This window comes from Marinobacter sp. BW6, assembly GCF_008107725.1.
Taxonomy (GTDB): domain Bacteria; phylum Pseudomonadota; class Gammaproteobacteria; order Pseudomonadales; family Oleiphilaceae; genus Marinobacter.
In genome coordinates, this window is record NZ_VIRN01000064.1 from 1569582 (window position 1) to 1592961 (window position 23380).

20 protein-coding genes are annotated in these 23380 nt (G+C 52.1%); 17 read left to right on the plus strand and 3 right to left on the minus strand.

Annotated elements, in window-relative coordinates:
- Window positions 1–13 precede the first annotated feature (13 nt).
- Window positions 14–1234 carry a type II secretion system F family protein gene (locus tag FMN52_RS15870; RefSeq protein ID WP_148609535.1) on the minus strand — a complete coding sequence of 407 codons (1221 nt, stop codon included), beginning with the start codon at window positions 1232–1234 and terminating at the stop codon, window positions 14–16.
- A 2-nt stretch (window positions 1235–1236) separates the two neighbouring features.
- Window positions 1237–2952, minus strand: a complete 1716-nt coding sequence (gene pilB / locus FMN52_RS15875; RefSeq protein ID WP_148609536.1) for a type IV-A pilus assembly ATPase PilB — start codon at window positions 2950–2952, stop codon at window positions 1237–1239.
- 427 nt (window positions 2953–3379) lie between these two features.
- Between pilB and FMN52_RS15880 the strand changes: the two genes are divergently transcribed.
- The 3 genes from FMN52_RS15880 to FMN52_RS15890 all read left to right on the plus strand — a co-directional run bounded on the left by FMN52_RS15880 (window position 3380) and on the right by FMN52_RS15890 (window position 6254).
- On the plus strand, window positions 3380–3847 hold the full coding sequence (locus FMN52_RS15880; RefSeq protein ID WP_205424933.1) for a pilin: 468 nt from the start codon (window positions 3380–3382) through the stop codon (window positions 3845–3847).
- A gap of 75 nt (window positions 3848–3922) precedes the next feature.
- Window positions 3923–5689 carry a Wzy polymerase domain-containing protein gene (locus tag FMN52_RS15885; protein WP_148609537.1) on the plus strand — a complete coding sequence of 589 codons (1767 nt, stop codon included), beginning with the start codon at window positions 3923–3925 and terminating at the stop codon, window positions 5687–5689.
- 100 nt (window positions 5690–5789) lie between these two features.
- On the plus strand, window positions 5790–6254 hold the full coding sequence (locus FMN52_RS15890) for a pilin (protein WP_148609538.1): 465 nt from the start codon (window positions 5790–5792) through the stop codon (window positions 6252–6254).
- A gap of 21 nt (window positions 6255–6275) precedes the next feature.
- On the opposite strand, the gene FMN52_RS15895 is transcribed toward FMN52_RS15890, so the two are convergent.
- A complete protein-coding gene (locus tag FMN52_RS15895) occupies window positions 6276–7637 on the minus strand; it encodes an MBL fold metallo-hydrolase (RefSeq protein WP_148609539.1) in 1362 nt (453 codons plus the stop codon).
- 90 nt (window positions 7638–7727) lie between these two features.
- Between FMN52_RS15895 and cysQ the strand changes: the two genes are divergently transcribed.
- The 14 genes from cysQ (at window position 7728) to pseB (ending at window position 23379) form a co-directional block, all read left to right on the plus strand.
- Complete coding sequence (gene cysQ, locus FMN52_RS15900) at window positions 7728–8504, plus strand: 3'(2'),5'-bisphosphate nucleotidase CysQ (protein ID WP_148609540.1); 777 nt, start codon at window positions 7728–7730, stop codon at window positions 8502–8504.
- Window positions 8501–8986: a transcription/translation regulatory transformer protein RfaH gene (gene rfaH / locus FMN52_RS15905; RefSeq protein ID WP_148609541.1), complete on the plus strand. Its 486-nt coding sequence runs from the start codon at window positions 8501–8503 to the stop codon at window positions 8984–8986. Before cysQ ends, rfaH begins: the two co-directional genes overlap by 4 nt.
- Before the next feature lie 116 nt (window positions 8987–9102).
- Window positions 9103–9333, plus strand: a complete 231-nt coding sequence (locus FMN52_RS15910; RefSeq protein WP_148609542.1) for a hypothetical protein — start codon at window positions 9103–9105, stop codon at window positions 9331–9333.
- 2 nt (window positions 9334–9335) lie between these two features.
- Window positions 9336–10094: an ETEC_3214 domain-containing protein gene (locus FMN52_RS15915; protein WP_148609543.1), complete on the plus strand. Its 759-nt coding sequence runs from the start codon at window positions 9336–9338 to the stop codon at window positions 10092–10094.
- Window positions 10095–10121: 27 nt separating this feature from the next.
- A complete protein-coding gene (locus FMN52_RS15920; RefSeq protein ID WP_148609544.1) occupies window positions 10122–10709 on the plus strand; it encodes a hypothetical protein in 588 nt (195 codons plus the stop codon).
- A gap of 3 nt (window positions 10710–10712) precedes the next feature.
- Complete coding sequence (locus tag FMN52_RS15925) at window positions 10713–12203, plus strand: transglycosylase SLT domain-containing protein (RefSeq protein WP_148609545.1); 1491 nt, start codon at window positions 10713–10715, stop codon at window positions 12201–12203.
- The gene (locus FMN52_RS15930) at window positions 12196–13200 is read left to right on the plus strand and encodes an LPP20 family lipoprotein (RefSeq protein WP_148609546.1); all 1005 of its coding nucleotides are present in this window, start codon (window positions 12196–12198) and stop codon (window positions 13198–13200) included. The genes FMN52_RS15925 and FMN52_RS15930 overlap by 8 nt, the downstream gene beginning before the upstream one ends.
- A gap of 45 nt (window positions 13201–13245) precedes the next feature.
- Entirely contained in the window at window positions 13246–14223 is a 978-nt protein-coding gene (locus FMN52_RS15935) for a hypothetical protein (RefSeq protein WP_148609547.1), read from the plus strand.
- Window positions 14224–14617: 394 nt separating this feature from the next.
- A complete protein-coding gene (locus FMN52_RS15940; protein WP_205424934.1) occupies window positions 14618–16093 on the plus strand; it encodes an undecaprenyl-phosphate glucose phosphotransferase in 1476 nt (491 codons plus the stop codon).
- 212 nt (window positions 16094–16305) lie between these two features.
- The gene (locus FMN52_RS15945) at window positions 16306–17601 is read left to right on the plus strand and encodes a capsule assembly Wzi family protein (RefSeq protein WP_240339499.1); all 1296 of its coding nucleotides are present in this window, start codon (window positions 16306–16308) and stop codon (window positions 17599–17601) included.
- 29 nt (window positions 17602–17630) lie between these two features.
- Window positions 17631–20123 (plus strand): SLBB domain-containing protein, encoded by a 2493-nt coding sequence (locus FMN52_RS15950; RefSeq protein ID WP_148609549.1) that lies wholly within the window; start codon window positions 17631–17633, stop codon window positions 20121–20123.
- Window positions 20123–21103: a Wzz/FepE/Etk N-terminal domain-containing protein gene (locus FMN52_RS15955; RefSeq protein ID WP_148609550.1), complete on the plus strand. Its 981-nt coding sequence runs from the start codon at window positions 20123–20125 to the stop codon at window positions 21101–21103. The genes FMN52_RS15950 and FMN52_RS15955 overlap by 1 nt, the downstream gene beginning before the upstream one ends.
- Complete coding sequence (locus tag FMN52_RS15960; RefSeq protein WP_148609551.1) at window positions 21100–22341, plus strand: oligosaccharide flippase family protein; 1242 nt, start codon at window positions 21100–21102, stop codon at window positions 22339–22341. The genes FMN52_RS15955 and FMN52_RS15960 overlap by 4 nt, the downstream gene beginning before the upstream one ends.
- A gap of 39 nt (window positions 22342–22380) precedes the next feature.
- The gene (gene pseB / locus FMN52_RS15965; protein ID WP_148609552.1) at window positions 22381–23379 is read left to right on the plus strand and encodes a UDP-N-acetylglucosamine 4,6-dehydratase (inverting); all 999 of its coding nucleotides are present in this window, start codon (window positions 22381–22383) and stop codon (window positions 23377–23379) included.
- The last annotated feature ends 1 nt before the right edge of the window (window position 23380 follow it).

Genomic DNA, 23380 nt, shown 5'->3' on the forward strand with positions numbered 1-23380 from the left:
AGGGGTCAGATGATCAGCCAACAACCTGACCCATCTGGAAGATTGGCAGATACATGGCGATGATCAAGCCGCCAACCAGCACACCCAGAACTGCCATAATCATTGGTTCCATCAGTGCTGTCAGGTTATCGACCATGTCGTCGACTACCGCTTCGTAATGCTCGGCAACTTTTGCCAGCATCTCGTCGAGATTACCTGACTCTTCGCCGATCGCCGTCAGCTGAACCGCCATCACAGGGAATACGTCTTGTTGGCGCATTGAGGCCTGCAGTTGAGTACCGCTGGATACATCGTTTTTGATTCGGTCTATAGCGTCTCGATAGACAGCATTGCCGGTAGCCCCGGCTACAGAGTCAAGCGCATCAACAAGTGGAACACCCGCAGCGAAGGTGGTTGAAAGGACGCGGCCGAATTTTGCAACGGCGGATTTGTCCAGAATCTCCCCTACTACAGGGAGCTTGAGAACATACTTGTCGACAAAGTCCGAAAATTTCGGGGAACGGCGTTTGGCTTCTTTAAAGAGGAATATGGTGCCAACAATGCCCAATAGCACCACAAACCACCAGCTCTGTAACCATTCGGATAGCTCTACCACCATTTGAGTGAATACAGGCAGCTCTGCGCCGAATCCTTGGAAAAGACTTTCAAACTGCGGAACAACCTTCACCAGTAGAATTGATGTAACGATGATCGCAACGACGATAACCGCGATGGGGTAAGTCATTGCCTTTTTTACTTTCTTTTTAAGGTTTTCTGTCTTTTCCAGATAGGTCGCAATTCGATCTAACATTGCTTCAAGCGCGCCGGCCTTCTCACCGGAATCCACAAGATTGCAGTAAAGATCGTCAAAATATTTCGGATGTCTTCGAAGTGAGCCTGCGAAGCTGGTACCAGACGAAATATCGTTCCGGATCCCCATGACCAGCTCTTGAAGTCCCTTGTTTTCAAGTCCATCAGCAACAATGTCAAAGCTCTGAACCAACGGCACGCCAGCTTTCATCATCGTGGCAAGCTGTCGAGTCAGCATGGCAATATCGAAGGGGGTAATCTTCTTGCTGCCACCAAAAAGCGGCTTTGGCTTCTTCTTGACCTTATCCGGGATGATACCTTGTTTGCGAAGTTGTGCCTTAACCAGTGCCAGGTTGGAGCCAGTTAACTCGCCCTTGGACTTGTTGCCCTTTCGGTCTTTCCCTTCCCAAACGTATGATTCCAGCTTCTGTGCTTTCTCTGCCATGCTTAATCCTTCGTCACGCGATTGGCTTCCTCAAGACTTGTCACGCCCTCGATCACTTTCAAAAGTGCCGACTGGCGCAGGTTACGGAAGCCCTCGGCCTGAGCCTGCTTTGCAATTTTGATGGAACTGGCTTCTTCCATAATCATGTTCGCCAGCTCGTCGGTAATCTTGACCACCTCGTAAATCCCGACGCGGCCCTTATATCCTCCATTGCATTTATCACAGCCCTTGGGGCGGTACAACGTGAAGCCTGTATCAATTTGTTCCTGTGTGAACCCTTCCTCTAATAGCACGTCTTTCGGGACGTCAAAGGGCTGTTTGCATGAGCTGCAAAGTCTTCGGCCCAGACGTTGGGCAATAATCAGGCTCACCGAAGTAGCGATGTTGAACGAGGGCACGCCCATGTTCATCATCCGCGTGAGAGTCTCTGCGGCACTGTTCGTGTGGAGGGTAGAAAGAACCAAGTGCCCAGTCTGTGCCGCTTTAATGGCAATATTGGCCGTTTCCAGATCTCGAATCTCACCAACCATAATTACATCGGGATCCTGACGGAGGAATGCCCGTAGCGCCTCGGCAAAGCCAAGCCCCACACGGTTGTTCACGTTTACCTGGTTAATGCCTTCAAGGTTGATTTCCGCCGGGTCTTCCGCGGTGGAAATGTTGATATCCGGGGTGTTCAGAATATTCAGGCCGGTGTACAAAGAAACTGTTTTACCAGAGCCGGTAGGGCCGGTCACCAGAATCATGCCCTGCGGCTGTTTCAGGGCATCCATGTACATCTGTTTCTGGTCCTCCTCATAACCGAGTACATCAATGCCCAGTTTTGCCTGGCTGGGATCAAGAATCCGCAAAACGATCTTCTCACCCCAGAGCGTAGGCAGAGTGTTCACCCGGAAATCGATCGCTTTGGTCTTGGACAGCTTCATCTTAATACGGCCATCTTGGGGTGTCCGTCTTTCGGAGATATCGAGTTGAGCCATGATCTTTACGCGAGCAGAGATCTTTGGGGCCAACTTGATGGATGGACGGGAGACTTCCTTCAATATGCCGTCTGTGCGGTACCTTACCCGATAGACTTTTTCATAAGGTTCGAAGTGAATGTCAGAAGCGCCACCACGAATGGCATCCAAAAGCATCTTGTTCACATACTTTACGATGGGGGCATCGTCTACTTCGCTGGCAACAACTGCGCTGTCATCTTCTTGCTCGCCGCCTTCAGTTTCAACACCTTCAAGATCGGAATCGTCCAGATCCCCCATCGTCGTGTCCTGGGACTCGAGATACTTATCAATTGCCTCCCGGAGTTTGGCGTCGTCCACCAATATCGCATCGGTGCTTAGACCAGTATTGAACTTGATCTCGTCTAGGGCCTGTATGTTGGTCGGGTCTGAAACAGCAATGAAGAGCCTATTCCCTCTCCTATAGAGAGGAAGAGCGTTGTGCTTGCGGACCAGCTTCTCGTCAACCACTTTCTCCGGCATCATTTCCGGGAGAAATGCAGATAAATCAAGGACCGATACCCCGAATTCCATGGCGGCTGAAAAAGCAAGCTTCGAGCTATCAGCCAAGTTGTTCTGCGTAAGGTAGGTGATCAGAGGAATCCGATTTTGCGAAGCTTGCAGGAAGGCGTCTTTTGCCGTTGACTCATCCAGCAGCCCGTCATCCACGAAACGTCTCGCAAGGCCAGTTAAGGTAATATTGCTTTTGTTGGTAGACATAAATTAAATAAGAAACGCAGCCTAAGTTATTGAAACCGGAGTTTTGTCAATTCCAGTGAGTTTAGATGGCTGGCCTCGGTTTGGAAAGGACCGATGGCAATAAGCCACTCCAGTATGGTTTAGAGGGAAGCCTTTTTTGGGTCCACCCTCATTGAATAAGGCTTCGCACTGCTATCCAGCTGACCAAAAATGTCACCAACTGACGCCAATGAGCATGCGAGCCCCTAGTCGGGTAAGTCTAGAGGTATCGATACGGATCTCTCTAACTTGCTGTTAAATAACAATAAAGTTTTGGGTTCTTGCAATAATTAAAACTTGGCACAGTCAGTGCACTGCTTCCCGTAGGCTCAAATTACCGGTCGCGGGGCACGACTCCACCGGGCCCGGGCCAGCAAGGTTTATAAACCGACATACACAGAGGTCGAGAATGAAAAATATTCAAATCAATCATGCTCAGAAGGGCTTTACTCTTATCGAATTGATGATCGTTGTCGCGATCATTGGTATCTTGGCTGCAATCGCTATCCCCCAGTATCAGGACTACACCGCGCGGACCCAGGTAAACCGTTCCTACAGTGAGATTTCTGCGCTGCGAACTGCCGTGGAAGAGAACCTAACCCGCGGCAATGTGAGCTTTACTTGGGAAGACCTTGGTTTTGTTCAGTCTAACCTGACTAATGCAGTGACCGTGACTGACTCAATCGACTTCTCCGGCGGTGACGGTACATTGATCGTCACTCTGGGTGGCAACGCTGGCGCAGGCATTCAGGGAGCGACCATCGAATTGGATCGCGAAACCAATGGCACCTGGACGTGTTACGTGGACGGCTCTGGTGCAAGCGACTGGAAGTCTAACTACGTACCGGCTGGTTGTCAGGAAGGCGCTGCTCCGTAACAAGCGTTTCCCACTAGCTTGACTTTAGAACGCCCACCTTATTAGGTGGGCGTTTTATTTCACCGAGAGAAAATCATGAGATTCTTCCCAATACTGCTTGCTATAAGTTTTGGCTTGCCGTTGAACCTTTACCCTTTAAGTGATTTCCCCAAAGACTTTCTTGGCATTGTGCTTTTTTCCATTTTTTCTCTAGCAATTGTATGGAAGTATTCTCCTAAGATTTATAGCTCCACCGGTGTTTTTGCGATACTGCTGCTGTGTCTAAGCTTTTTGCTTACAGCATTTCAGGGCGAAGGGTCACTAGCAGGGCAGTATTTTCAAGCCTACCTCATTTTCTTCTTCGCGATCCTGCTCATAGCGGTTGCGGTACCAACTCTTATCGAAAATACCGACAGGGAGATGGTCTCTTTAATCCTTATTAAAGGTATTTTTTATAGCGGCGTTGTCGTCTCCTGTATAGCGCTGCTTCGCTATTATGGGATTTTAAAGTTCTTTCTCCCATGGGTGGCTTTGGATGGAGACAGGCTGGCGGGGCCTTGGGGGCAGGCTAATCTTACAGCGCTGATTCTTGTTCTATCGGTTTTGGCCGCCATCTACTATTTGCAAACTATCAGTGGCTTCCGAAAAGCGGGTGTCTATCTCCTCGTTATTCTGTTTTTGTTCTGTGCTGTTCTTACGGGTAGCAGATCCTGGTATTTGTTCCTCATTGTTGGATTTTTGGTGCCCGCTTTTTATTACTTGAAAGCGGGATATTCAAATGTATCCAAGAGGCCTCAAATTTCTTCTTATTTAAAAAAGTATGTAGCTATTCTATTGCTTTTTGCTTTAGTTAAGGCCTTTGCGCCGACCGTTGATGATTCAATTGGTCAAAAAATGAAGGAGCTCGGTCTTCTTGAGCGCGCATCAGCTGGCGCAATGCTTGCGGCCAGAGCCAACCTTGCTAGCCCAGAGAGATTCTCTGAATGGCAGAAGTCTCTTCAAAACCTGGACTATATGGATAGTTTCGTTTTCGGTCATGGATTGGGGCGTTATGGCAACTTCAGTTTCAGGGTAGAAGCGGAGAAGAACCCTGTAGCGAGTAGCAACAACTTGTGGTCGCACCCCCATAACATACTCCTTTTGGCTTTGGTTGAGTGGGGGCTGGTCGGTCTTTTAGTTTTAGTGGTAGCGCTGATGTACATTGCTTATCATTTTGTAAAGTCAGAATATTCCCTCTCAAATATGTTAATGTTTTCCATAGCGGGCATTATTTTGGCCCAAAATATGGTTGAATTTTCGTTTTGGTACTTCCCTTTCCTTGCGATCTTCATGTTCTGCGTATCGACCTTTCTTCCGCGAATTCACTTAGGCGTGAAAGATCGTTGGCTACCTCGGCTAGTATGTGGACTATTTTTTATTGTTTTTCTTCCCACTGGCTTGCGCACTGCCATGGATTATTATTCTCTGGTGAGCATCTTTAATTCAAGCGAGATGAATTCCAGCGACGCTCATTCACTTGAATTAATAAAGTTGAGTCCATTAATTGGGCATGCTGCATATAAGGTGGATATTGTGAAGAGTCAGCCGAGCTTCGCAGCCGCTGAGCGCGAGTTCTCGGAAATTTCGGGTCTGATTGATGTCAGGCCAGAGCCTGTTTTCGTGATGAGGCATGCTGTTTTATCAAGTATTGTTTTAGATAAAGATCTGTCGTGTGATCTTTTGAGGGTTACTGCTCGGGAGTTTCCGTTCACTCTCGATACGGCATTGGACGATTTGGGTTACCTTGCCGAAGCAGGAGCTGATATCGACCTCCACTTTTTCAGTTTTTGCCTGTTGCAGGGAATGGCTGAAAGGGCGGATTGACTAACAACATTGCTATGCCGAGGAGGCGCATGGATAAAGTTGTTTATGGATTGAACGCTGGCCCCAACCTTGCTTGCTGAAAGAGTAGTGTCTTTAAAAAATGGTGAGGGTGACATTGGTGATAGCCACAAAAATTCGCGGATTTACGTTAATAGAGTTAATGATTGTCGTCGCGATCATCGGCATTTTGGCTGCTGTGTCACTGCCCCTGTATCAAGACTATGTTCTTAAGTCTCAGATAAATCGCGCTGTTTCAGAGCTCGCAGCATACAAAGCTCCATTTGAGGCTCAAGTCTCAAATGGAGCTGCTGTCACAAATGAAGACTTAGGTTATGTCGTATCGAATATCACTTCGGGGTCAGCGGCTGTCAACATTGGAACCCTGAATGGTGACGGTTCGGGGCACGTTCAAGTGACGATGGGGGGCAATGCTCATCCGCGTTTGTCGGGGGTGATTCTCCGGTTCGAGCGAGACAGCTCTGGTAGATGGCGGTGCGTGATAGATTCAAACTTGGCCTCAGGTTGGAAAGCTACTTTTGGTCCAGCAGCCTGCACCGTTATTTGAGTTTACCGTGCGAGCGGAACGTTATATCTGAACCTCCTCAAACAACTCCGGCACCTCAACATCCCAGCCGAATCTGTTACGTATTCTCTTTCGCATAACGTCACTTGCAACCATCTCCCCGTGAGTGACGTATACCTTCTCCGGCTGCAGTGAACCTTGCTCTAGCCAAGCAAGAATCTCGTTATAATCCCCATGTGCAGAAAGCGAATCCAGATTATGAATCTCAGCCTTAACTGGCCAGTACTCTCCATGAATCTTTACCGATTCCGCTCCATTCACCAACGCATCCCCACGAGTACCAGGCGCCTGAAAGCCAGCAAAAACAATGCTGTTTCGAGGATTCGGAAGCAGGGTTTTCAGGTGATGCAATACGCGACCACCGCTAGCCATGCCACTGGCAGAAATAATCACGCAGGGATAACGCACGGCGTCTAGTTCAATGGACTCTTCCACCTTGCGAACAAACGTGGTTTTCTCATCAATCAGTTCACACTGAGCGGCATTTAATTTGTGCTCCTTGTGGTGCTTACAGAAGATTTCAGTCGCCTTGATAGCCATCGGGCTGTTCAGGAACACGGGCAGTTTGGGAATCTTCCCGTCGCCCATAATCTTGTGAATCACATAGAGCAGCATTTGCGCCCGCCCAACAGCAAACGCCGGTAAAAGTACGATGCCGCCACGGCCAGCCGTTTTGGTAATGATTTCTGCGAGCTCGGCCTCCGGATCCGTCTCACCGTGGGCGCGATCTCCATAGGTGGATTCACACAACAGCACATCCGCTTTTTGAAGCGGCTCGGGTGGCCGCATGATGATGTCATTCTGCCGCCCCACGTCACCACTGAACACAACCGTTCTGTCTGCGCCCTCGTGATGAACATGAACGCAGGAGGAACCCAGAATATGCCCAGCCGGCGTGAAGGTTACCTTGAACCCTTTTACCGGCTCGAACGTCTCATGGTAGTGCAGGGACTCAAAATGTTTCAGGGCTTCCCAGGCGTCTTTCTCGGTAAACAACGGTTCTGGGTGCTCGTGCTTAGAGAACTTCTTGCGGAAGGCGTACTTGGCGTCTTCCTCCTGCAGAAAGCCGGCATCTGGAAGCAGAACCTTGCATAATTCGTGGGTTGCTTTGGTGCAGTACACCTTGCCTTTGAAGCCGTTCTTCACCAGGGCCGGCAGGTAACCGGAATGGTCAATATGAGCGTGGGTAAGCACCACCGCATCAATGGTTGAGGGATCCACCGGAAACTTCGCCCAGTTGCGCCGGCGCAGGGTTTTCACGCCCTGGTACATGCCGCAGTCCACCAACAACCGGTGCTTGTCATCCGAGAGTAGATAGCGGGAGCCGGTAACTGTGCCTGTGCCGCCCAGGAAGCGAAGTTTCATAGAGGCGTCCTTCTGGTTCTTTGTTGGGGGAGTGTTACTATTACTCATAATAGTTCATAACGTTTTGATCTGAAGCAGGAAGCGAATCGCATGTATTACAGCTCCATCCTCCCGGATGTCATAAAGGTAGCAGACGAGGCCAGCGAGAAGGCTCTGCATATCTATCAGTCAGATTTCAAGGTGAGCTACAAGGCTGACGATTCGCCCATCACAGCTGCAGACACAGCCGCTCATGACATTATCGTCCACGGCCTGCGCAGCATAAGTCGCGACATCCCCATCCTTTCCGAGGAAGGCAAAGACATTCCCTGGGATGAGCGCAAGCACTGGCGCCGATTCTGGCTGGTGGACCCCATCGATGGCACCAGGGATTTTACTCAGCGTACAGGGGAGTTCACCGTCAACATCGCCATGATTGAGGACGGTGAGCCGGTTATGGGCGTAGTCATCGCTCCGGCTTTGAGAGAAGCCTACTGGGGTGTGGTCGGTGAGGGCGCCCATATGCGCGATCGCACCGGCAAAGTTCACCGAATTCGGGTAACGGAACCCAAAGACGTAAAGCGCGTGGTGGCCAGCAAGAATCACCTGAACCCGGAAACAAGAGAGTTTATAGATAGGCTCGGCGAGCACGAGCTGGTGCAGGCTGGTAGCTCTCTGAAGTTTTGCCGGATTGCCGAAGGCCACGCTGACATTTATCCGCGTATGGGGCCAACTTGCGAATGGGACACTGGTGCGGCGCAGGCGGTGCTGGTGGCTGCCGGAGGAAAGGTTCAAACGGTGGATGGCAAGCCACTGAAATACGGTAAACAAGATGTGTTAAATCCTTATTTCATTGCGGCAGGAAGCTGGTATATTCCGCATCCATGACATGGTATGCACTGCAGCACAAACCCGCCCAGGGCGATCGCGCCCTTACACACCTCCAGAATCAGGAAATTGCCTGCTTCTACCCAAAAATCACCGTTGAAAAAATCACGGCGGGCAAGCGCACGAAGAAGCTTGAGCCGCTCTTTCCCGGGTACCTGTTCGTAAACCTGGAAACAACCGATCCCATGTGGGCGAAACTCCGCTCAACCCGTGGCGTGCTCAGAATTGTAGGGTTCGCCAACAAGCCTGCGCCCATCAGTGACGATGTTATCCAGCACATCAAAGCCAGCCTGGAGTCGGTGGCAGAGCTTGGTGGTATCAAGCCCGGCCAGGCGGTACAGCTGAATGAGGGGCCGTTTGAGGGTATCAATGCCATCTTCCAGGCCTACGATGGCGAGGCGCGCGCTATCGTACTGATTAACTTCATGCAGAAGCAGCAGGCAGTGAAGGTGCCCATTTCTGCCTTAAAATCAAACGCATAAAATCATATAGTTTACTAAGTTTTACAATGTGACTATTGCGGCGACACGTAGTTGCTGTAACTATTCGTTCCGAAAAATCTTATCTCATGGACGTTTAGTTATAACAAGGAGTCGTCGTGTCGTACCGCCTTTTTGCCCCTGTTGTACTTCTACTCCTGCTTTCAGGGTGCTCTGAAAGCCCCGAATCCGCCATTGACGATATCGCAGATAAAAGCAAAGACATTGTTCAGAGCGCGCGCGATATGGCCGATGATGCCTCCGATCGCGTTGGCGAGGAACTGGATAACGCCAAGGAAACCGCCTCCGAAAGAGTCTCCAGAGCCGTTGATGAGCTGAGCGGGGACTAATCATGAGCGATGCAGTAGAGCAGGGTGCTGCCGCGCCCAAGGCTGGCTTTCGCCAAAAAATGGTTACCTGGGTGGCGGCGCTGTCGCTCCCTGTTATTGCCCTCGGCAATTTCTCCGAGGCGTTGATGATTGTTGAAGACAGCGTAGACAGGGTTGTCTCCACATTCACCAATCTGCCCGAATACGAAGATCTTTCCTACCTACGAGCTGGCATCGATCGGAACTATGCCCGTGAGATCTTCGGCATGCCCCAGGTCACCAAAGACCTCGGCAAAAGCCTGAGCGCCGAATACTACTTCCACAAGAAGTATCTGCTCACCCTGTTGGTTAAATCAGGGGAAGTAACTGCGTTTACCGTAATCAGCCTGCAGGAAGGGTTTTCGCCGCAGGTGTTCGATGATTGGGGTGGTCCGCTGGGCGAGTTTTCGTTTGCCGCCCTTAAAGGCATGCCGGGGGACTTTCTTGTGGGTTGGACCAAAAACAGCGCCCTGTACCTCGAACTCGTCAACCTCGGCGGTGGCTCACTTAACCAGAAAGCATACGCCGGTTGGGTCAACTACGGTGCGGGCACCGAGGCCTATGGCTTGAGCGCTCTCTATAAAAGCGTGCTGACGGGTGAGGCCACGGAAAGCAACCGCAACAGCGTTCGTGAGGCGGTGCATCCGAACCTCTATGGCTGGGGCCGCCTGAGCCTTGCCGATATCCGGAATTCCATCCTGAGCCCGACAGATCTTGCGCATTATCTGTCCGCCTACCAGTAACAACACCAAAATCGCGAGGAGTGCGAAATGATTCGAACAACCGTAAAACTGATGGCTGCGGCCGTAACTGCTGGCCTGTTCGCCGGCTGCGCCGGTAACGCGCCGTCCGAACAACAAAGCTCCACCAGTGGCCTGCCGGCATGGGTAATTACCCCGGGTAAGCTGGTTCCCGAGGGTGCCCTGGCGGCGACGGAGTGTGTGCCGGCGAATGCAAGCATGAGCATTCTCAAGTCCAAGTCTACCGCCCTTGCCCGTGCCACCCTGGCCCAGCAGATTCAGGTAAACGTTCAGGCAATGGATAAGACCTATCAGGACCTGACTGAAAATGGCGCTGAGTCGGCTTCCGGCTCAACCTTCTCCAGCGTTTCCAAACAAGTCACAGACCAGATGCTCAACGGCGCGATTACGGAGCGGGTGGATTACATTCCAGGCCCAAACGAGACCACCCAGTTTTGCAGCATGGTCGTGATGGCCCCCGAACAGAACCGCAAAATTTTCGAGCAGATTATCGATCGTTCCAACCGCCAGATGTCACCAGACAACGAAGCGCTGCTTTACCAGGAGTTTCGGGCGAAGCGTGCCGCCGAGGAACTGGAAGACGCCCTGGAGGGTTAAGGAATGAGCCGTCTTCGTACTGCATTATCGGTGATCGTGTTTGCGTGGCCGTTACTGGTCTCTGCCCAGGAGAGCTTCACGACCGCTGAGGATGAGGCAGGTAACAGTTACACCGGAAGTTCAGGGTTCGAGGCTTTCAAAAAGAACCGGCTTGAAGGCTTTACAAGCTATAAAGAGCAGGTTCAGAAGGAGTTTCAGCAGTTCGCCAAACTCCATGATCAGGTCTCGCAGCGCTATGAGAAGCGCATCTCCGACGTATGGGCCGAGCCTGAACAATCCTCAAAAACCCGTTGGGTGCATTATGAAGACGGCTACCGCCTGAAGCGGGTCGTGGACTTTGAGTGGCAGCAGATTGTCTGGTCCACGCCCGAGAGTCAGGTGAGCTCTGTTGGTTTTACCAAAAGCAACGCTCGCCAGATGCTGCAAGCACTCATGGCGATGACCCGTCGGGATGCTTTCGAGCAAGACGAGGTTGCCAGAGAAGTTGAAGAGAAAAGCCTGAGCCAGTTCAAGCATCTGGAAACAGCGACTCTGGATGATAGCAGCCCTGTGTTGCCGACTTACCTGTTCGGTCAAGAGAGCGTGGCTCAATCGCGGCGGGAAAGGGCGATTGAAGCAATGCTTGCCGCAGGCGACCAAGTCACTCGCAGCCAGAAGGGCCAGACCATTGTCAGTTGGGTGTTTCCACTGACTTCAGGCGAGAGTGCTCAAGCGCCTGAAGCGCCGTTGGCGAAATCCGTTCAGGAAAAAACGCAAGAAAAGATAGAAGAAAAGGCGCAAGAAAACATTCAGGAAAAGAAACCTGCATTAGCTGCGTCCACAGCGATACCCCAGAAAGCGGCGCCAAAGAAAATTGTGCCGGCGGAGAGTAGGCCAGTTCCCACCGAGCCAAGCGTTAATGTCTGGAACACCCGCGTTATCGAATCACCTCAGCATGAGCAGTTGCCCGCTCGGGCGAGACCTTTTGTAGCTGCCATCAATAAAGAGAACAGCGAATTCGAGCTTTCCGCTGAATTGCTACTGGCCATCATCGAAACCGAGTCTGCCTTTAATCCCATGGCGAAATCCTCGATTCCTGCCTTCGGGTTGATGCAAATCGTGCCTGCCAGCGCAGGCCAGGATGCCACTGAAAAACTGTTCGGCAAGCCCAGACTACTTGCCCCGTCCTACCTTTATAACGCCGACAACAACATCCGCGTGGGGGCGGCCTACTTCAACATCTTGTATTACCGCTATTTCAAGGGCATCGAAAACCCTATGTCGCGGCTCTATTGCGCGATCGCGGCCTATAACACGGGCCCTGGCAATGTCTCGCTGGCCCTTACCGGAAAAGACATGAGGCTCCGCCCGGCAATTAATATCGCTAATACCATGAATCCGGATGAGGTGTACGAGCATTTGCTCAAGAACCTGCCTTACGAGGAAACCGTGAACTACCTGCAGAAGGTCAACACACGCCTCGGCAATTACACGGAGGCCCTGGGTAATGGTTGATCGTGAATGGCAAGCCGCAGTTCGAGTGGCACTTTGTCTGCCGATGCTATTCCTGGGCGGCTGCGCCACCAGTGGCGTGCCCCAGTTGCCAGAATGGGTGCTCAACCCCCCGGCAGACAACGCAATCACCATCTACGGAGTGGGTGAGGGCGAAGCGTTGCGCACCGCTCGTGACGATGCCCTGGCGGTGATTGCCGGAAAGCTTGAAACCCGCGTTTCCTCGGATGTGCTCACGGAAACCCGCCTGGAAAACGGCCGGGAAGAGTCGCGCACCCGAAACCGGGTGAGAACCACCACCGAAGCTCTGGAACTCTCCGAGTACCAAACCGAGAACAGCGCCCAGGTGGCCAGCAGGTTGTTCGTGTTGCTCTCGGTTAAACGGCAGGCGCTGGTTACCTCCACCCTCAACGATCTGAATCGCCTGGATAGCGAAATCGAAGCCCGGCTCTCTGACAGCGACAACAGCTCCAGGCTGAAGCGCCTGTATCGCCTGACACTGGCAAAAGCTCTTATCTCAGAGGCCTTGGATAAAGTCTTGCTGGTGCAGTCGGTAAGCCAGAGCAGTGCCCTCAAACAACAGCGGTTAACCCATTACCAGAGCCTGCTGGATGAGCGGGAGCGGTTGCAGCAAAACCTCACACTTGCGGTCTCGTGGGACAGAAATACCCCAGAGATCGGAGAAAGAGTGCTCACCATGCTGCTCGAACTCGGTTTGCATGCCGAGGCGGATAAATCCGGAGCGCGTTACGACGGGCGCATCGTTATCTCCGGCGTCCCCGCCAAGCGCGAAATATTCGATGAATACCACGTTCAGCTGGATACCGTCGTGGCCCTCGAAGACAACCAGGGGAGTGAGATTTCGTCAGCGCGATACCAGGCAGCTGCGAGTTCGCTTTCGGACCATGAGTCGGCCCAGAAAACCGCAAATCGCCAGATTGCTGAAGAAGTTCAAGAGCGGGGCGTGTGGCGCGCTCTGAATATGCATAAGGGAACGTGACGTTGAACCGTCATGCATCTTGTTAAAACCAAAGGAGATATAAGAATGATCAAGAAGTCGCTAGTGCTGGGTGTTGTTGCAGGCCTGAGCCTCGGTGGTTGTGCCTCGGTTGAGGTGAATCCGACCGACATGAATAACCGGGTGCAGCTGCCGCTTTCCGCAACCAACCCGTCACCGGATGGCGCTGTAACCAGCAAAGTGGTGATCTTTGAAGTAGACGCCTCCAATGCAACCGTTGCAGAAGAATCCCAGGCTGGTGGCTCCATTCAGTTTGCGTTGGACGGCTACATCAACCAGGCAGGCGCAGAGCTGGTTGACCGCAACCTTGCCGCGCAGCTGAAAGACGAAGTTATCCGTGCAGAAATGGGCGGCGCTGGCGCCTATCAGGGCGCACCGGTAGCCGACTACGCTGTACGCACCACCGTAACCGGCGCCAGTTTTGGGGCCGAGTTCGAGGAGGCCAGCCGCTGGACCGATGACGACGGCGAAACCCATGTAACGCCGCCGAGCTGCAACTACGCAAGCCGTGTCGGGCTATCGGTTGATGTTTACACGGTGCCGGAATTGAAGCGAGTGAAATCATTCCGTGGCACGGGAAGTGCCTCTGCCTCTGAAGATGCCCGCAGCTCCAACTGCAACAAGGGTAGTCCGAGCCTGGTACGTGGCGCAGCAGAAGATGCCGTGTACGAGATTCAGGAGGACCTCAAAGCCTTTTTTGCTCCCACCGGCTACGTGCTGCACGGGTTTAAGACCTCCGATGGTAAATTCATCCTGAAAACCTCCCTGACCAAAGCGACCGGAGCCAGGGAAGGAAAAGCTGTTCACATCGTAAACGTGACTGAAGGGGGCGACCGTTATCCGGTGGGCGAAGGCAAGATCGCAAAGCCCCTCGTTCAAAGCGGTGCCTTCGTGGTTGTGGATGAGGAAGTGATCTCCCGAATCCACATTGGTGATGAAGTCCGTGTCGATCACAACTGCTCCATCATGGGCTGCAAGTTGGACCAGACGCTGGGCATGAACTAAGCAGCTCTGGCCAAACCAGGGGGTGGTTCAGGGGTCAGATGAGGTCTTCATCTGCCCCCTATTTCGAAGGATCTCAAGCACATTCGACCGGTCCGGAAGAGAGGGTGGAATGGAAGTAGTTGCACTTCCAATCCTTTAACAATTCTTTACCAACCTAACTCCCTGAAAACCCATGTGTCAGCCTTTTTGTCACTTGCTTGTCACAGACATTGCCGTAAAATCGCCACGCTTCTGAAATAGTTCATTCATCTACCGACAGGGAATCAGTTGGGAGTCAGTTGTCCCCTTCCTTTTGCCTGTTTCCCGTCGCTTTAAAGATAATTCAACTTCATGACCTTAAAACACTGGGCCCTGGTCGGTGGGGCGGTAGCGTGCATGAGAGACTCCAGTTCAAATGAATGACATGTCCCGAATTCAATCTGCGGTTGGCTCCCTCAACCGGGTATCGCTGAACAAGCGGACTCATGAGTTTCCTTTGGCTCCTCAAGCCAATGGCAGCGTCCAGCTCGCTTTCTGGCTACATTGGATGGTTGCGACGATTGTTCAGTGTGGTCTGCTTGTTTGGCTTGCCACAGAAAAAGCTGGTGACAATGTTGACTCACACTATCGGCTACTCGCTGTGGTTTCCTCAATGCTGGCGATACCGATGTTTGCCTTTTTCCGTGCCTATAGCATTCGCAACGGCTATTTGGTTGGAATCGCGCGAATACTTGGCGCATGGGCAACTTTAATTGCCAGTCTCGCTTTCATTGCGTTCGTTGCGAAGACCAGTGAAAGCTATTCAAGAGAGGTTATTCTTCAGTGGATGTCTCTTGGTTTTGCATTTCAAGCTCTGGCATTTGTACCGATCCACAAAGTGTTGCGCCGCATCGATAAGAAGCATCGGTTTGCCAACGCTTCGATTATCATCGGTTGTGGCGACATCGCACTGACACTCGCTTCCAAGCTTCGCTATGAGCGAAAGGAAGCCATGATTGGTATGGTTTGTCTCGATGATGAAGATGCCTGCGAGCAAGCTGCCGAAACTCCGTATTTTCCAACTTTAGGTACAGTGAGTCAGCTTCGCTCTGTGATACGGGGCAATTCTGTGAGCCGGGTTTACATCGCGCTGCCCGCAAGGGAAACCGATCAGATTGAAGGCCTATACGTAGATCTTCTGGACGCAAGTGTCGATGTGGTCTGGGTGCCGGACTTTGCCAATCTCAAGCTACTGAATCACAGCATCTACAACCTCGGCGGCATGCCTGCCATCAATCTGAATGAAAGCCCGCTTACCTCATATCCTGGTGGTGCATTTTTTAAGTCAATGATGGACAGAACCCTTGCGCTTGCAGGAGTACTGATTCTCAGCCCGTTGTTGCTTGCTGTAGCGGTCGCCGTGAAGTTGTCATCTCCCGGCCCCGTGCTTTTTCGGCAAAAACGCCATGGCTGGAACGGCAACATCATTGAAGTGCTTAAATTTCGTTCAATGCGTATGCATGACGACCAGAAAGTTAAGCAGGCTAGCAAGGACGATCCCCGGGTAACGCCGGTTGGAAGATTCCTGCGCCGCTCCTCAATCGATGAGCTGCCGCAGCTTTTCAATGTGCTTAAAGGGGATATGTCCCTCGTCGGCCCCAGGCCGCATGCTATTGCCCATAATGACTACTATTCCGATAAAATAATTGCCTACATGGCGCGGCACCGCATCAAGCCGGGAATAACCGGGTTGGCTCAGATAAGCGGGTACCGTGGAGAAACAGAAACCATCGACAAGATGCAGAAGCGGGTAGAGCTCGACCTTGATTACATCAACCACTGGAGCTTGTGGCTGGACGTCAAGATTCTCATCAAAACGCCGCTGACACTAATCTCTAAAGACATCTACTAAACAGACCTTTTCGGCTTGAATCAATGCGACGTGTAATAACAATACTGTCTGCGGGTGTGTTTCTGGCAGCCCCGTTGCAAGCTTTTGCCGCCCCCTGGCTTGGGCCCGGAGACGCGCGGGCGCGCCACTCCATCCAGAAACTTTCCGACCGTGGTCACCTCGATGCATCCACAACCACCTGGCCAATCAATTGGGCAGATTTGGAGCAGGGGATGCATGAAAGCAGTGACAGCTCGGTGGCCACTCAGCGCGCCTATCTGGGGTTTGAGAGAGAGCAGCAGGCGGAAACTGGTTTCCGTGGAGAAGTGAAGCTTGAGGGCGCCAACGATCCAGCCTTCCTCCGTGGCTTCCACGATCTGCCCCGGGAGGAAGGCCAGCTTACCGCAACGCTTCAATGGCAGGGCGAAGCCTGGGCAGCAGGGATTTCACCATCGGCAGTTGCAGATCCTGGCGATGGCAAGGAGTTCAGGCTTGATGGCTCTTACGTTGCCGCAACAGCAGGGAACTGGGTGCTCGGTGTTGGGGCTATCGACCGGTGGTGGGGCCCGGGCTGGCAATCCACCATGATTCTCTCTAACAACGCCAGGCCCATTCCAGCCGTATGGATTGACAGAAAAAACAGCCTGGCACCGGAATCGGACCTGCTCTCATGGATCGGCCCATGGAAGTTGAATGTGTTTCTTGGGCAATTGGAAGAAGAGCGCGCCATCCCCGATGCAAAAATTCTGGGCATGAGGGTAAGCTTTGTACCAGTTGAACGACTTGAGATTGGTCTTTCTCGAATCATTATGTTCGGTGGAGAAGGAAGGCCAGAGGGCTTTTCTACGGTATGGGATGCTTTAATCGGCAAAGATAATATTGAAGTAGATGAAGGTGAGACTCGCGAGGACGATGTAAGCAACCAGATAGCCACCGTTGATGTTCGTTACGGATTCCGTCTGGGGGAGCACACCATGGGGCTTTACGCCCAGATGATGGGGGAGGATGAAGCCGGTTACCTACCCTCTCGGAAATCATGGCTCTTTGGCATTGACTGGACAACTCAGCTTCTGAGGTCAGATCAGCAGTGGTTCGTTGAATTCACTAACACGCTAGCAGAGGATCTCATTGGTGATCCGAGGCCTAACTATGCCTACGACCATGGCAATTACACCACAGGCTACCAGTACTACGGCAGAACAATTGGCTCCACCTTCGATGCAGATTCCGAAGCGTTGTCCCTTGGGTTACTAAATTTTTTGCCGGACGGCAGCAACCTGACAGCTACACTGACCTATGCCAACCTGAACAAAGATGGTGGCAACCGTGTTACCCAGCCTGATGATGAGGTTTTTTACAACGTTCCGGATGGCGCCCAGAAGGTGGCTATCGCAAATCTTGGATACGGTAACGATTTGCTTGGCGGATGGCTGGATCTCAACCTTCAGCTAACCGATAAAGAAATTCTGCTCCTGGGTGGTGAGAAGGACCGTTGGTCTCTCTCTGCGTCCTGGAAATACCGCTTCTAATTCAAATTCTATAGGCTTGGATTTAAACAGTGACGGCTAAAAAACTTTTTATTGCCCTTCTTCTTTCGCTACCGCTTACCAGCTACGGGCAATCGATATCCCCCGCCCAGATCGAGCAATTCAAGCAGTTACCCAGAGCTCAGCAGGAATCACTGGCCCGCCAGTATGGGGTAGATCTTGACAGCCTGACTGGTATCGGCAGTCAAGCGCAGCGCCCCCAGAGGGTAGAGGTGGTTGAGCCAGTCTCCGATGTTGCCGACAAGGAGCGCGAGAGAGTCCAGGCGGAAAAGCAAAAAGAAGATGAACAGGCCCAGAAGAACGATGGCCTAAGACCTTACGGCTACGACCTATTTGCCGGTAACCCCACTACCTTCGCGCCTGTAACTGAGATCCCTGTACCCTCGGACTATACTCTTGGGCCAGGCGACGTATTACGGATTCAACTTTGGGGTAAAGAAAACCAGAATCTTGAGTTGCCGATCAGCCGTGATGGTTCTATCAGCTTTCCGGAGTCTGGCCCAATGAACATAGCTGGCCTGAGCTTTGATGAAGCCAGGCAGCAAATCAAAAAGCGGGTTTCCCAGCAGTACATTGGCGTAGACGCGAGCGTTTCGCTAGGTGAACTTCGCAGCATGCGTGTGTTCGTGTTGGGGGAGTCCCGAAATCCCGGCTCCTACAGCGTTAGCTCGTTATCGACCATTACTAATGCGCTGTATGTTTCTGGTGGCATCAAGCAAACCGGGTCTCTCCGTACTGTCCAGCACAAACGTGACGGCAAGCTCGTAGGCACGCTGGACCTATATGATCTGCTTATGGCAGGTGACAGTTCGGGTGATAACCGTTTACAGCCGGGCGACGTTATTTTTATACCGTCTGTGGGTAAACGCGCTGGCATAGATGGTGAAGTCTATCGCCCGGCCCTCTACGAGTTGAAACGTGAGAACACCCTGGCTGAGTTGGTAGAAATGGCTGGCGGATTGACTGCCCAGGCGTATCCCCAGCGCATCAATATCGAGCGTACCAACGAAGATTTCTTACGTATCATTGCCGAAGCCGACTATACCGCTCCGAAAGGCCGGCAGGCCCGCATCAAAGCCGGGGACAAAGTTGAAATTCCCTCGATCTCGGACATCACCGGCCAATATGTTGAAGTGAAAGGTGCTGCTGTCCGCACCGGTAAGTTCGCCTGGATGCCGGGAATGAGAGTGAGCTCCCTCCTCCAAAACCTGGATGCCGATCTGATGCCGACAGCGGACAAACGCTATGCAGCGATTGTAAGAACCGATCAGCAAACAGACACCATATCCGTGATGAACCTCCGGTTGAGGGAGGCGTTGCGTCAGAAAGGCGGAAAAGAAGACCTTCTGCTGGAAGAAAAAGACCGCATCCTTATTTTCTCGGATGCCGGCAAGGTGAACGGCGGAGAAGAAGGGCGGAATTTCACCCGCGAGAGCCTCTTCACGCCAGTGCTGCAGCGCCTGAAAGCCCAGGCTAGCCCAGAAGACCCCCAGCAGACGATCCGTATCAGCGGTCCGGTTCGTTACCCCGGTGAATATCCTATGCCGGCCACTCGCAATATTTCAGACGCTGTGTTTGTGGCCGGCGGGCTCAAAGATTCGGCTTCTCTGTACGAGGCGGAAGTAGCTCGCTACACCACCGACGAGAACGGCGTAGGTCAGACGAGGATACTCAACATCAATCTCGCTGACGTCATGGCCGGCAACACCTCGTTGCAGTTGGAAAGCCGGGACAGAATCCTGATCAAATCCATCCCGGACTTTGCCAAAACCCGAACCGTTGAACTGAAAGGCGAAGTTCGTTACCCCGGCCAATACACCTTCCGGGATGGCGAAACCTTGAGAGACGTATTGGAAAGGGCTGGAGGGCTTACCTCCAATGCCTTCCCCAGAGGTGCAGTATTCTCACGAGAAAAGCTCCGTCAGCTCGAGGCCCAGAGACTCAGAGAAGCAGAAGAGAGGCTGCAGAGTGACCTGCTTGGTGTCCAGCTGGAGAGTGATAGCTTCTCCGCCCAGAGTGCTGATAGAACTCGGGAAGTAAAGGATTTGCTTGACGAAGTGCAGGGCAGTGAACCGGTAGGCAGGCTGGTTGTTAACCTTGCCAGCGTTTTGAATGATCCAGACTACCAAGCCATTCGGTTGCAGGACGGTGACACTCTGACAGTACCAACCATTCCCCAATCGGTAACGGTCTTCGGAGAGGTGCAGTTTCCAACCAGTCATCTCCACCAGTCAGGTCTGACAGTGGACGACTACCTTGAGCGCTCTGGTGGCCCTACCAGGCAAGCAGATGAAGACAGGGTGTACGTGGTAAAAGCCGACGGCTCCGTCATGTTGCCTGAACGTAGCCGCTGGTTTGGTGGCCGTAGCCAACAGTTGCAGCCGGGGGATACCATCATTATGCCGATCGACGTAGACCGTCTGAACCAACTTGAGCTTTGGACCAATGTGAGCCAGATCGTTTACCAGATCGCGCTGGGCGCGGCAGCAGTAGGTAACCTCTGATGAACGAGACAATCCCGCAACAGACCTACTATCCGGATGATGAGATTGATCTTCGTGAGTTGTTTGCGACACTTTGGCGAGGAAAATGGATCATTGTCCTGACAACGGTGGTGTTCGCAGCCATGGGCGTTGGCTATGCACTGTATAAGCCCAATATTTACCAATCCAGCGTGCTGGTTGCCCCGGCTCAGGAAGAGGGCGGCGGCCTAAGCGGGCTAGCCAGTCAGTTTGGGGGGCTAGCCAGTCTTGCCGGTATTAACCTTGGCGGTGGCGGCTCCAACCAGACCGTTATTGCCAAAGAGGTCCTTCAATCCCGGGCTTTCCTGACGAAATTTTTCCATCGCCATGATATGGAAATACCTTTGATGGCAGTTGAAGGCTGGAATAAGAAGAGTGAAGAGTGGGCGTACGACCGGGATAAGTACAACCCTGGCACAGGCGAGTGGCTTCTCGACAGCGATGGCGAAACCTATAAACCCACTGATTGGGACATGGTAGAAGCATTCAGAGAGGAGCACTTCAGCGTCAGCGAAGCCAAAGATACAGGCATGATTACTGTCAGCGTCAAACACTTTTCCCCGGTTCTGGCGAAGCAGTGGGCTGAAAAGCTGGTCCAGGACATTAATGAGTACATGCGAAAGGCAGACGTTGACGAGGCCGAGGCACGCATAGCTTATCTTGAGCAAAAGTTGGATGAGACCAATATTGCAGGGATGCAGCAGGTGTTCTATCAGCTGATCGAGAATGAAACCCGCACGGTAATGCTTGCCAATGCTCAGAAAGAGTATGTATTTAAAACGGTGGACCCGGCTGTTGTAGCCGAGGAAAAGGCGGAGCCCAAGCGAGCGCTCATCTGCGTAATTGCAACGCTCCTGGGTGGTATGCTCGGTGTTTTCATTGTTTTCATAAAGGCGTTTATCGGAAGTGGTCGCGACGCCAGCCCCAAGAACAATGGAACCTCAAGTCCTGACGCTGAATGAAACAGGTTCTGATACGGCTCACTAACCTCGGGCTTCGGGGCACAACGTTAGTCAGCAAGTTCTTGCTGATCTTCATGCTGGCGAGGTTTCTGGAGCCCGCAGAGCTCGGATTGTACGGTTTGCTTACCGTTACTATCAGTTATGCGCTCTATTTTGTCGGCTTTGATTTCTACATCTTCACAACACGGGAAATTCTGAAAGCGTGCCCTGAAAAGCGTGGTCAGCTGCTGAAGAGCCAGGCTGCCCTGAATCTGATTCTGTATGCGGTCTTTTTACCACTTACCATAGGACTGTTTGGCCTAAATTTGCTCCCCTGGTGGCTGCTACCTTGGTTTCTGGTGTTGCTGGTTCTGGAACATATAACGCAAGAGCTGAACCGGATTCTGGTTGCCCTTCAAAGGCAACTGGTTGCGAGCTGGGTGCTTTTTTTCAGAGCTGGTGCCTGGTGCTTGGCGGTGGTGGCTATCATGTACCTCAATAAATCCAGCCAACAGCTGACAACCGTGTTGACCGGTTGGATTGCAGGCAGCAGCATCGGGTTACTTATTGGGATTGCAGTTCTTTGGCAGATACCGATGGGTGGCTGGCTCAAGGCTGTCGATTGGGATTGGCTCAGAAAAGGCCTGAAGATTGCTCTACCCATGTTGATTGCCACACTTGCTCTACGTGGTATCTACACAGTCGACAGGTATTGGTTTGAAGCGTTGGCTGGGCTTGATGTGCTGGGCGCATACGTACTGTTTATTGGAATGTGTATGGCGTTGCTGGGCTTTATGGATGCGGGGGTATTCACCTTTCTTTACCCAGCCATGATTTCTGCCCACGCAAACAATAATGCTGGAGAATTTCGAAAGAAATTCCGACAGCTGGCCTGGCAAACTGTCGTCCTGACTGCTTTTTTCTCCGCCTGTGCATGGCTGGCGATCATGCCCTTGCTGCAGTGGCTTGATAAGCCGCTCTATCTTGAAAAAATCGAGTTGTTCGGCTGGCTACTGCTTGCAACCGGGCTCTTTGTAGTGGGAATGATCCCTCACTACGGGTTGTATGCCAGAGGCAATGACAAGCCATTGATTGTATCGCACATTGCCGGCCTTCTGGTGTTCTTGGCCAGCACTGCCTTTTTTGCGCCTGTTTTTGCAGAATTGGCAGTCCCCTTTGGGCTGATATCAGCCTTCGTTTTCATAATGGCCTGGAAAACCCTGCAATTCTACCGATTAACACCCGCTGACTGGCGGTGATACCATTCACCTTTACAGTAAAACCCAGAGAAAGTGACTATGCTCGAAAACTCCACCATCCTCGTTACTGGCGGCACCGGCTCTTTCGGCCATAAATTCATTCCGATGACCCTGGAAAAGTACAACCCTAAGAAAATCATCGTGTTTTCTCGAGATGAAATGAAACAGTGGGAAATGGCCAAACTGTTTCAGGACGATGATCGTCTGCGCTTCTTTATTGGCGATGTACGCGACAGAGACCGCCTCTACCGCGCGCTGGATGGTGTGGATTACGTGGTTCACGCTGCGGCTACCAAAATCGTACCCACCGCCGAATACAACCCGTTTGAATGTGTAAAAACCAACATTCACGGCGCCATGAACCTCATCGATGCAGCTATCGATAAAGGCATCAAAGGGGTGGTTGCTCTGTCTACGGATAAGGCCAGCAGCCCCATCAATCTGTACGGTGCCACCAAGCTGGCTTCGGATAAGCTGTTTGTGGCAGGCAATTCATACGCCGGTGGCCATCAAACCAAGTTCTCAGTGGTTCGCTACGGCAATGTGATGGGTTCCCGCGGCTCGGTAATTCCGTTCTTTATGTCAATCAAGGATAAAGGCGTACTTCCCATCACCGATCCGCGAATGACTCGCTTCATGATCAGCCTGGAGCAGGGCGTGGAGCTGGTATGGCACGCGTTTGAAGACATGGTTGGCGGTGAAATCTACGTCAAGAAAATCCCTTCCATGAACGTGACGGACCTGGCACGCGTTGTTGCGCCAGAGGCTGAGCAAGAAGTGGTGGGCATTCGGCCGGGCGAAAAATTGCACGAGCAGATGATCGGCGCAGAAGATTCATACTTTACTTACGAATACCCGGAACACTTCAAGATTCTGCCGAACATCAATAATTGGGGAACAAGTCAGGAGCGAATCAAGGATGGTAAGCTCGTTCCCGAAGGCTTCGTTTACTCCAGCGACAACAACACCGAATGGATGGCCGATGAAGACCTGAAAGTCTGGATTGACCGGCATTTCAACGAGATTGGCAAAATCTGAT

Bases quoted from the DNA above. Each gene is read 5' to 3' on its own strand.
- rfaH (WP_148609541.1), top strand. From the start codon at position 8,501: ATGACATGGTATGCACTGCAGCACAAACCCGCCCAGGGCGATCGCGCC.
- FMN52_RS15955 (WP_148609550.1), top strand. From the start codon at position 20,123: ATGAACGAGACAATCCCGCAACAGACCTACTATCCGGATGATGAGATT.
- pseB (WP_148609552.1), top strand. From the start codon at position 22,381: ATGCTCGAAAACTCCACCATCCTCGTTACTGGCGGCACCGGCTCTTTC.
- FMN52_RS15880 (WP_205424933.1), top strand. From the start codon at position 3,380: ATGAAAAATATTCAAATCAATCATGCTCAGAAGGGCTTTACTCTTATC.
- FMN52_RS15960 (WP_148609551.1), top strand. From the start codon at position 21,100: ATGAAACAGGTTCTGATACGGCTCACTAACCTCGGGCTTCGGGGCACA.
- FMN52_RS15885 (WP_148609537.1), top strand. From the start codon at position 3,923: ATGAGATTCTTCCCAATACTGCTTGCTATAAGTTTTGGCTTGCCGTTG.
- FMN52_RS15915 (WP_148609543.1), top strand. From the start codon at position 9,336: ATGAGCGATGCAGTAGAGCAGGGTGCTGCCGCGCCCAAGGCTGGCTTT.
- FMN52_RS15895 (WP_148609539.1), bottom strand. From the start codon at position 7,637: ATGAAACTTCGCTTCCTGGGCGGCACAGGCACAGTTACCGGCTCCCGC.
- pilB (WP_148609536.1), bottom strand. From the start codon at position 2,952: ATGTCTACCAACAAAAGCAATATTACCTTAACTGGCCTTGCGAGACGT.
- FMN52_RS15930 (WP_148609546.1), top strand. From the start codon at position 12,196: ATGGTTGATCGTGAATGGCAAGCCGCAGTTCGAGTGGCACTTTGTCTG.
- FMN52_RS15920 (WP_148609544.1), top strand. From the start codon at position 10,122: ATGATTCGAACAACCGTAAAACTGATGGCTGCGGCCGTAACTGCTGGC.
- FMN52_RS15935 (WP_148609547.1), top strand. From the start codon at position 13,246: ATGATCAAGAAGTCGCTAGTGCTGGGTGTTGTTGCAGGCCTGAGCCTC.
- cysQ (WP_148609540.1), top strand. From the start codon at position 7,728: ATGTATTACAGCTCCATCCTCCCGGATGTCATAAAGGTAGCAGACGAG.
- FMN52_RS15890 (WP_148609538.1), top strand. From the start codon at position 5,790: ATGGTGAGGGTGACATTGGTGATAGCCACAAAAATTCGCGGATTTACG.
- FMN52_RS15940 (WP_205424934.1), top strand. From the start codon at position 14,618: ATGAATGACATGTCCCGAATTCAATCTGCGGTTGGCTCCCTCAACCGG.
- FMN52_RS15925 (WP_148609545.1), top strand. From the start codon at position 10,713: ATGAGCCGTCTTCGTACTGCATTATCGGTGATCGTGTTTGCGTGGCCG.
- FMN52_RS15870 (WP_148609535.1), bottom strand. From the start codon at position 1,234: ATGGCAGAGAAAGCACAGAAGCTGGAATCATACGTTTGGGAAGGGAAA.
- FMN52_RS15945 (WP_240339499.1), top strand. From the start codon at position 16,306: ATGCATGAAAGCAGTGACAGCTCGGTGGCCACTCAGCGCGCCTATCTG.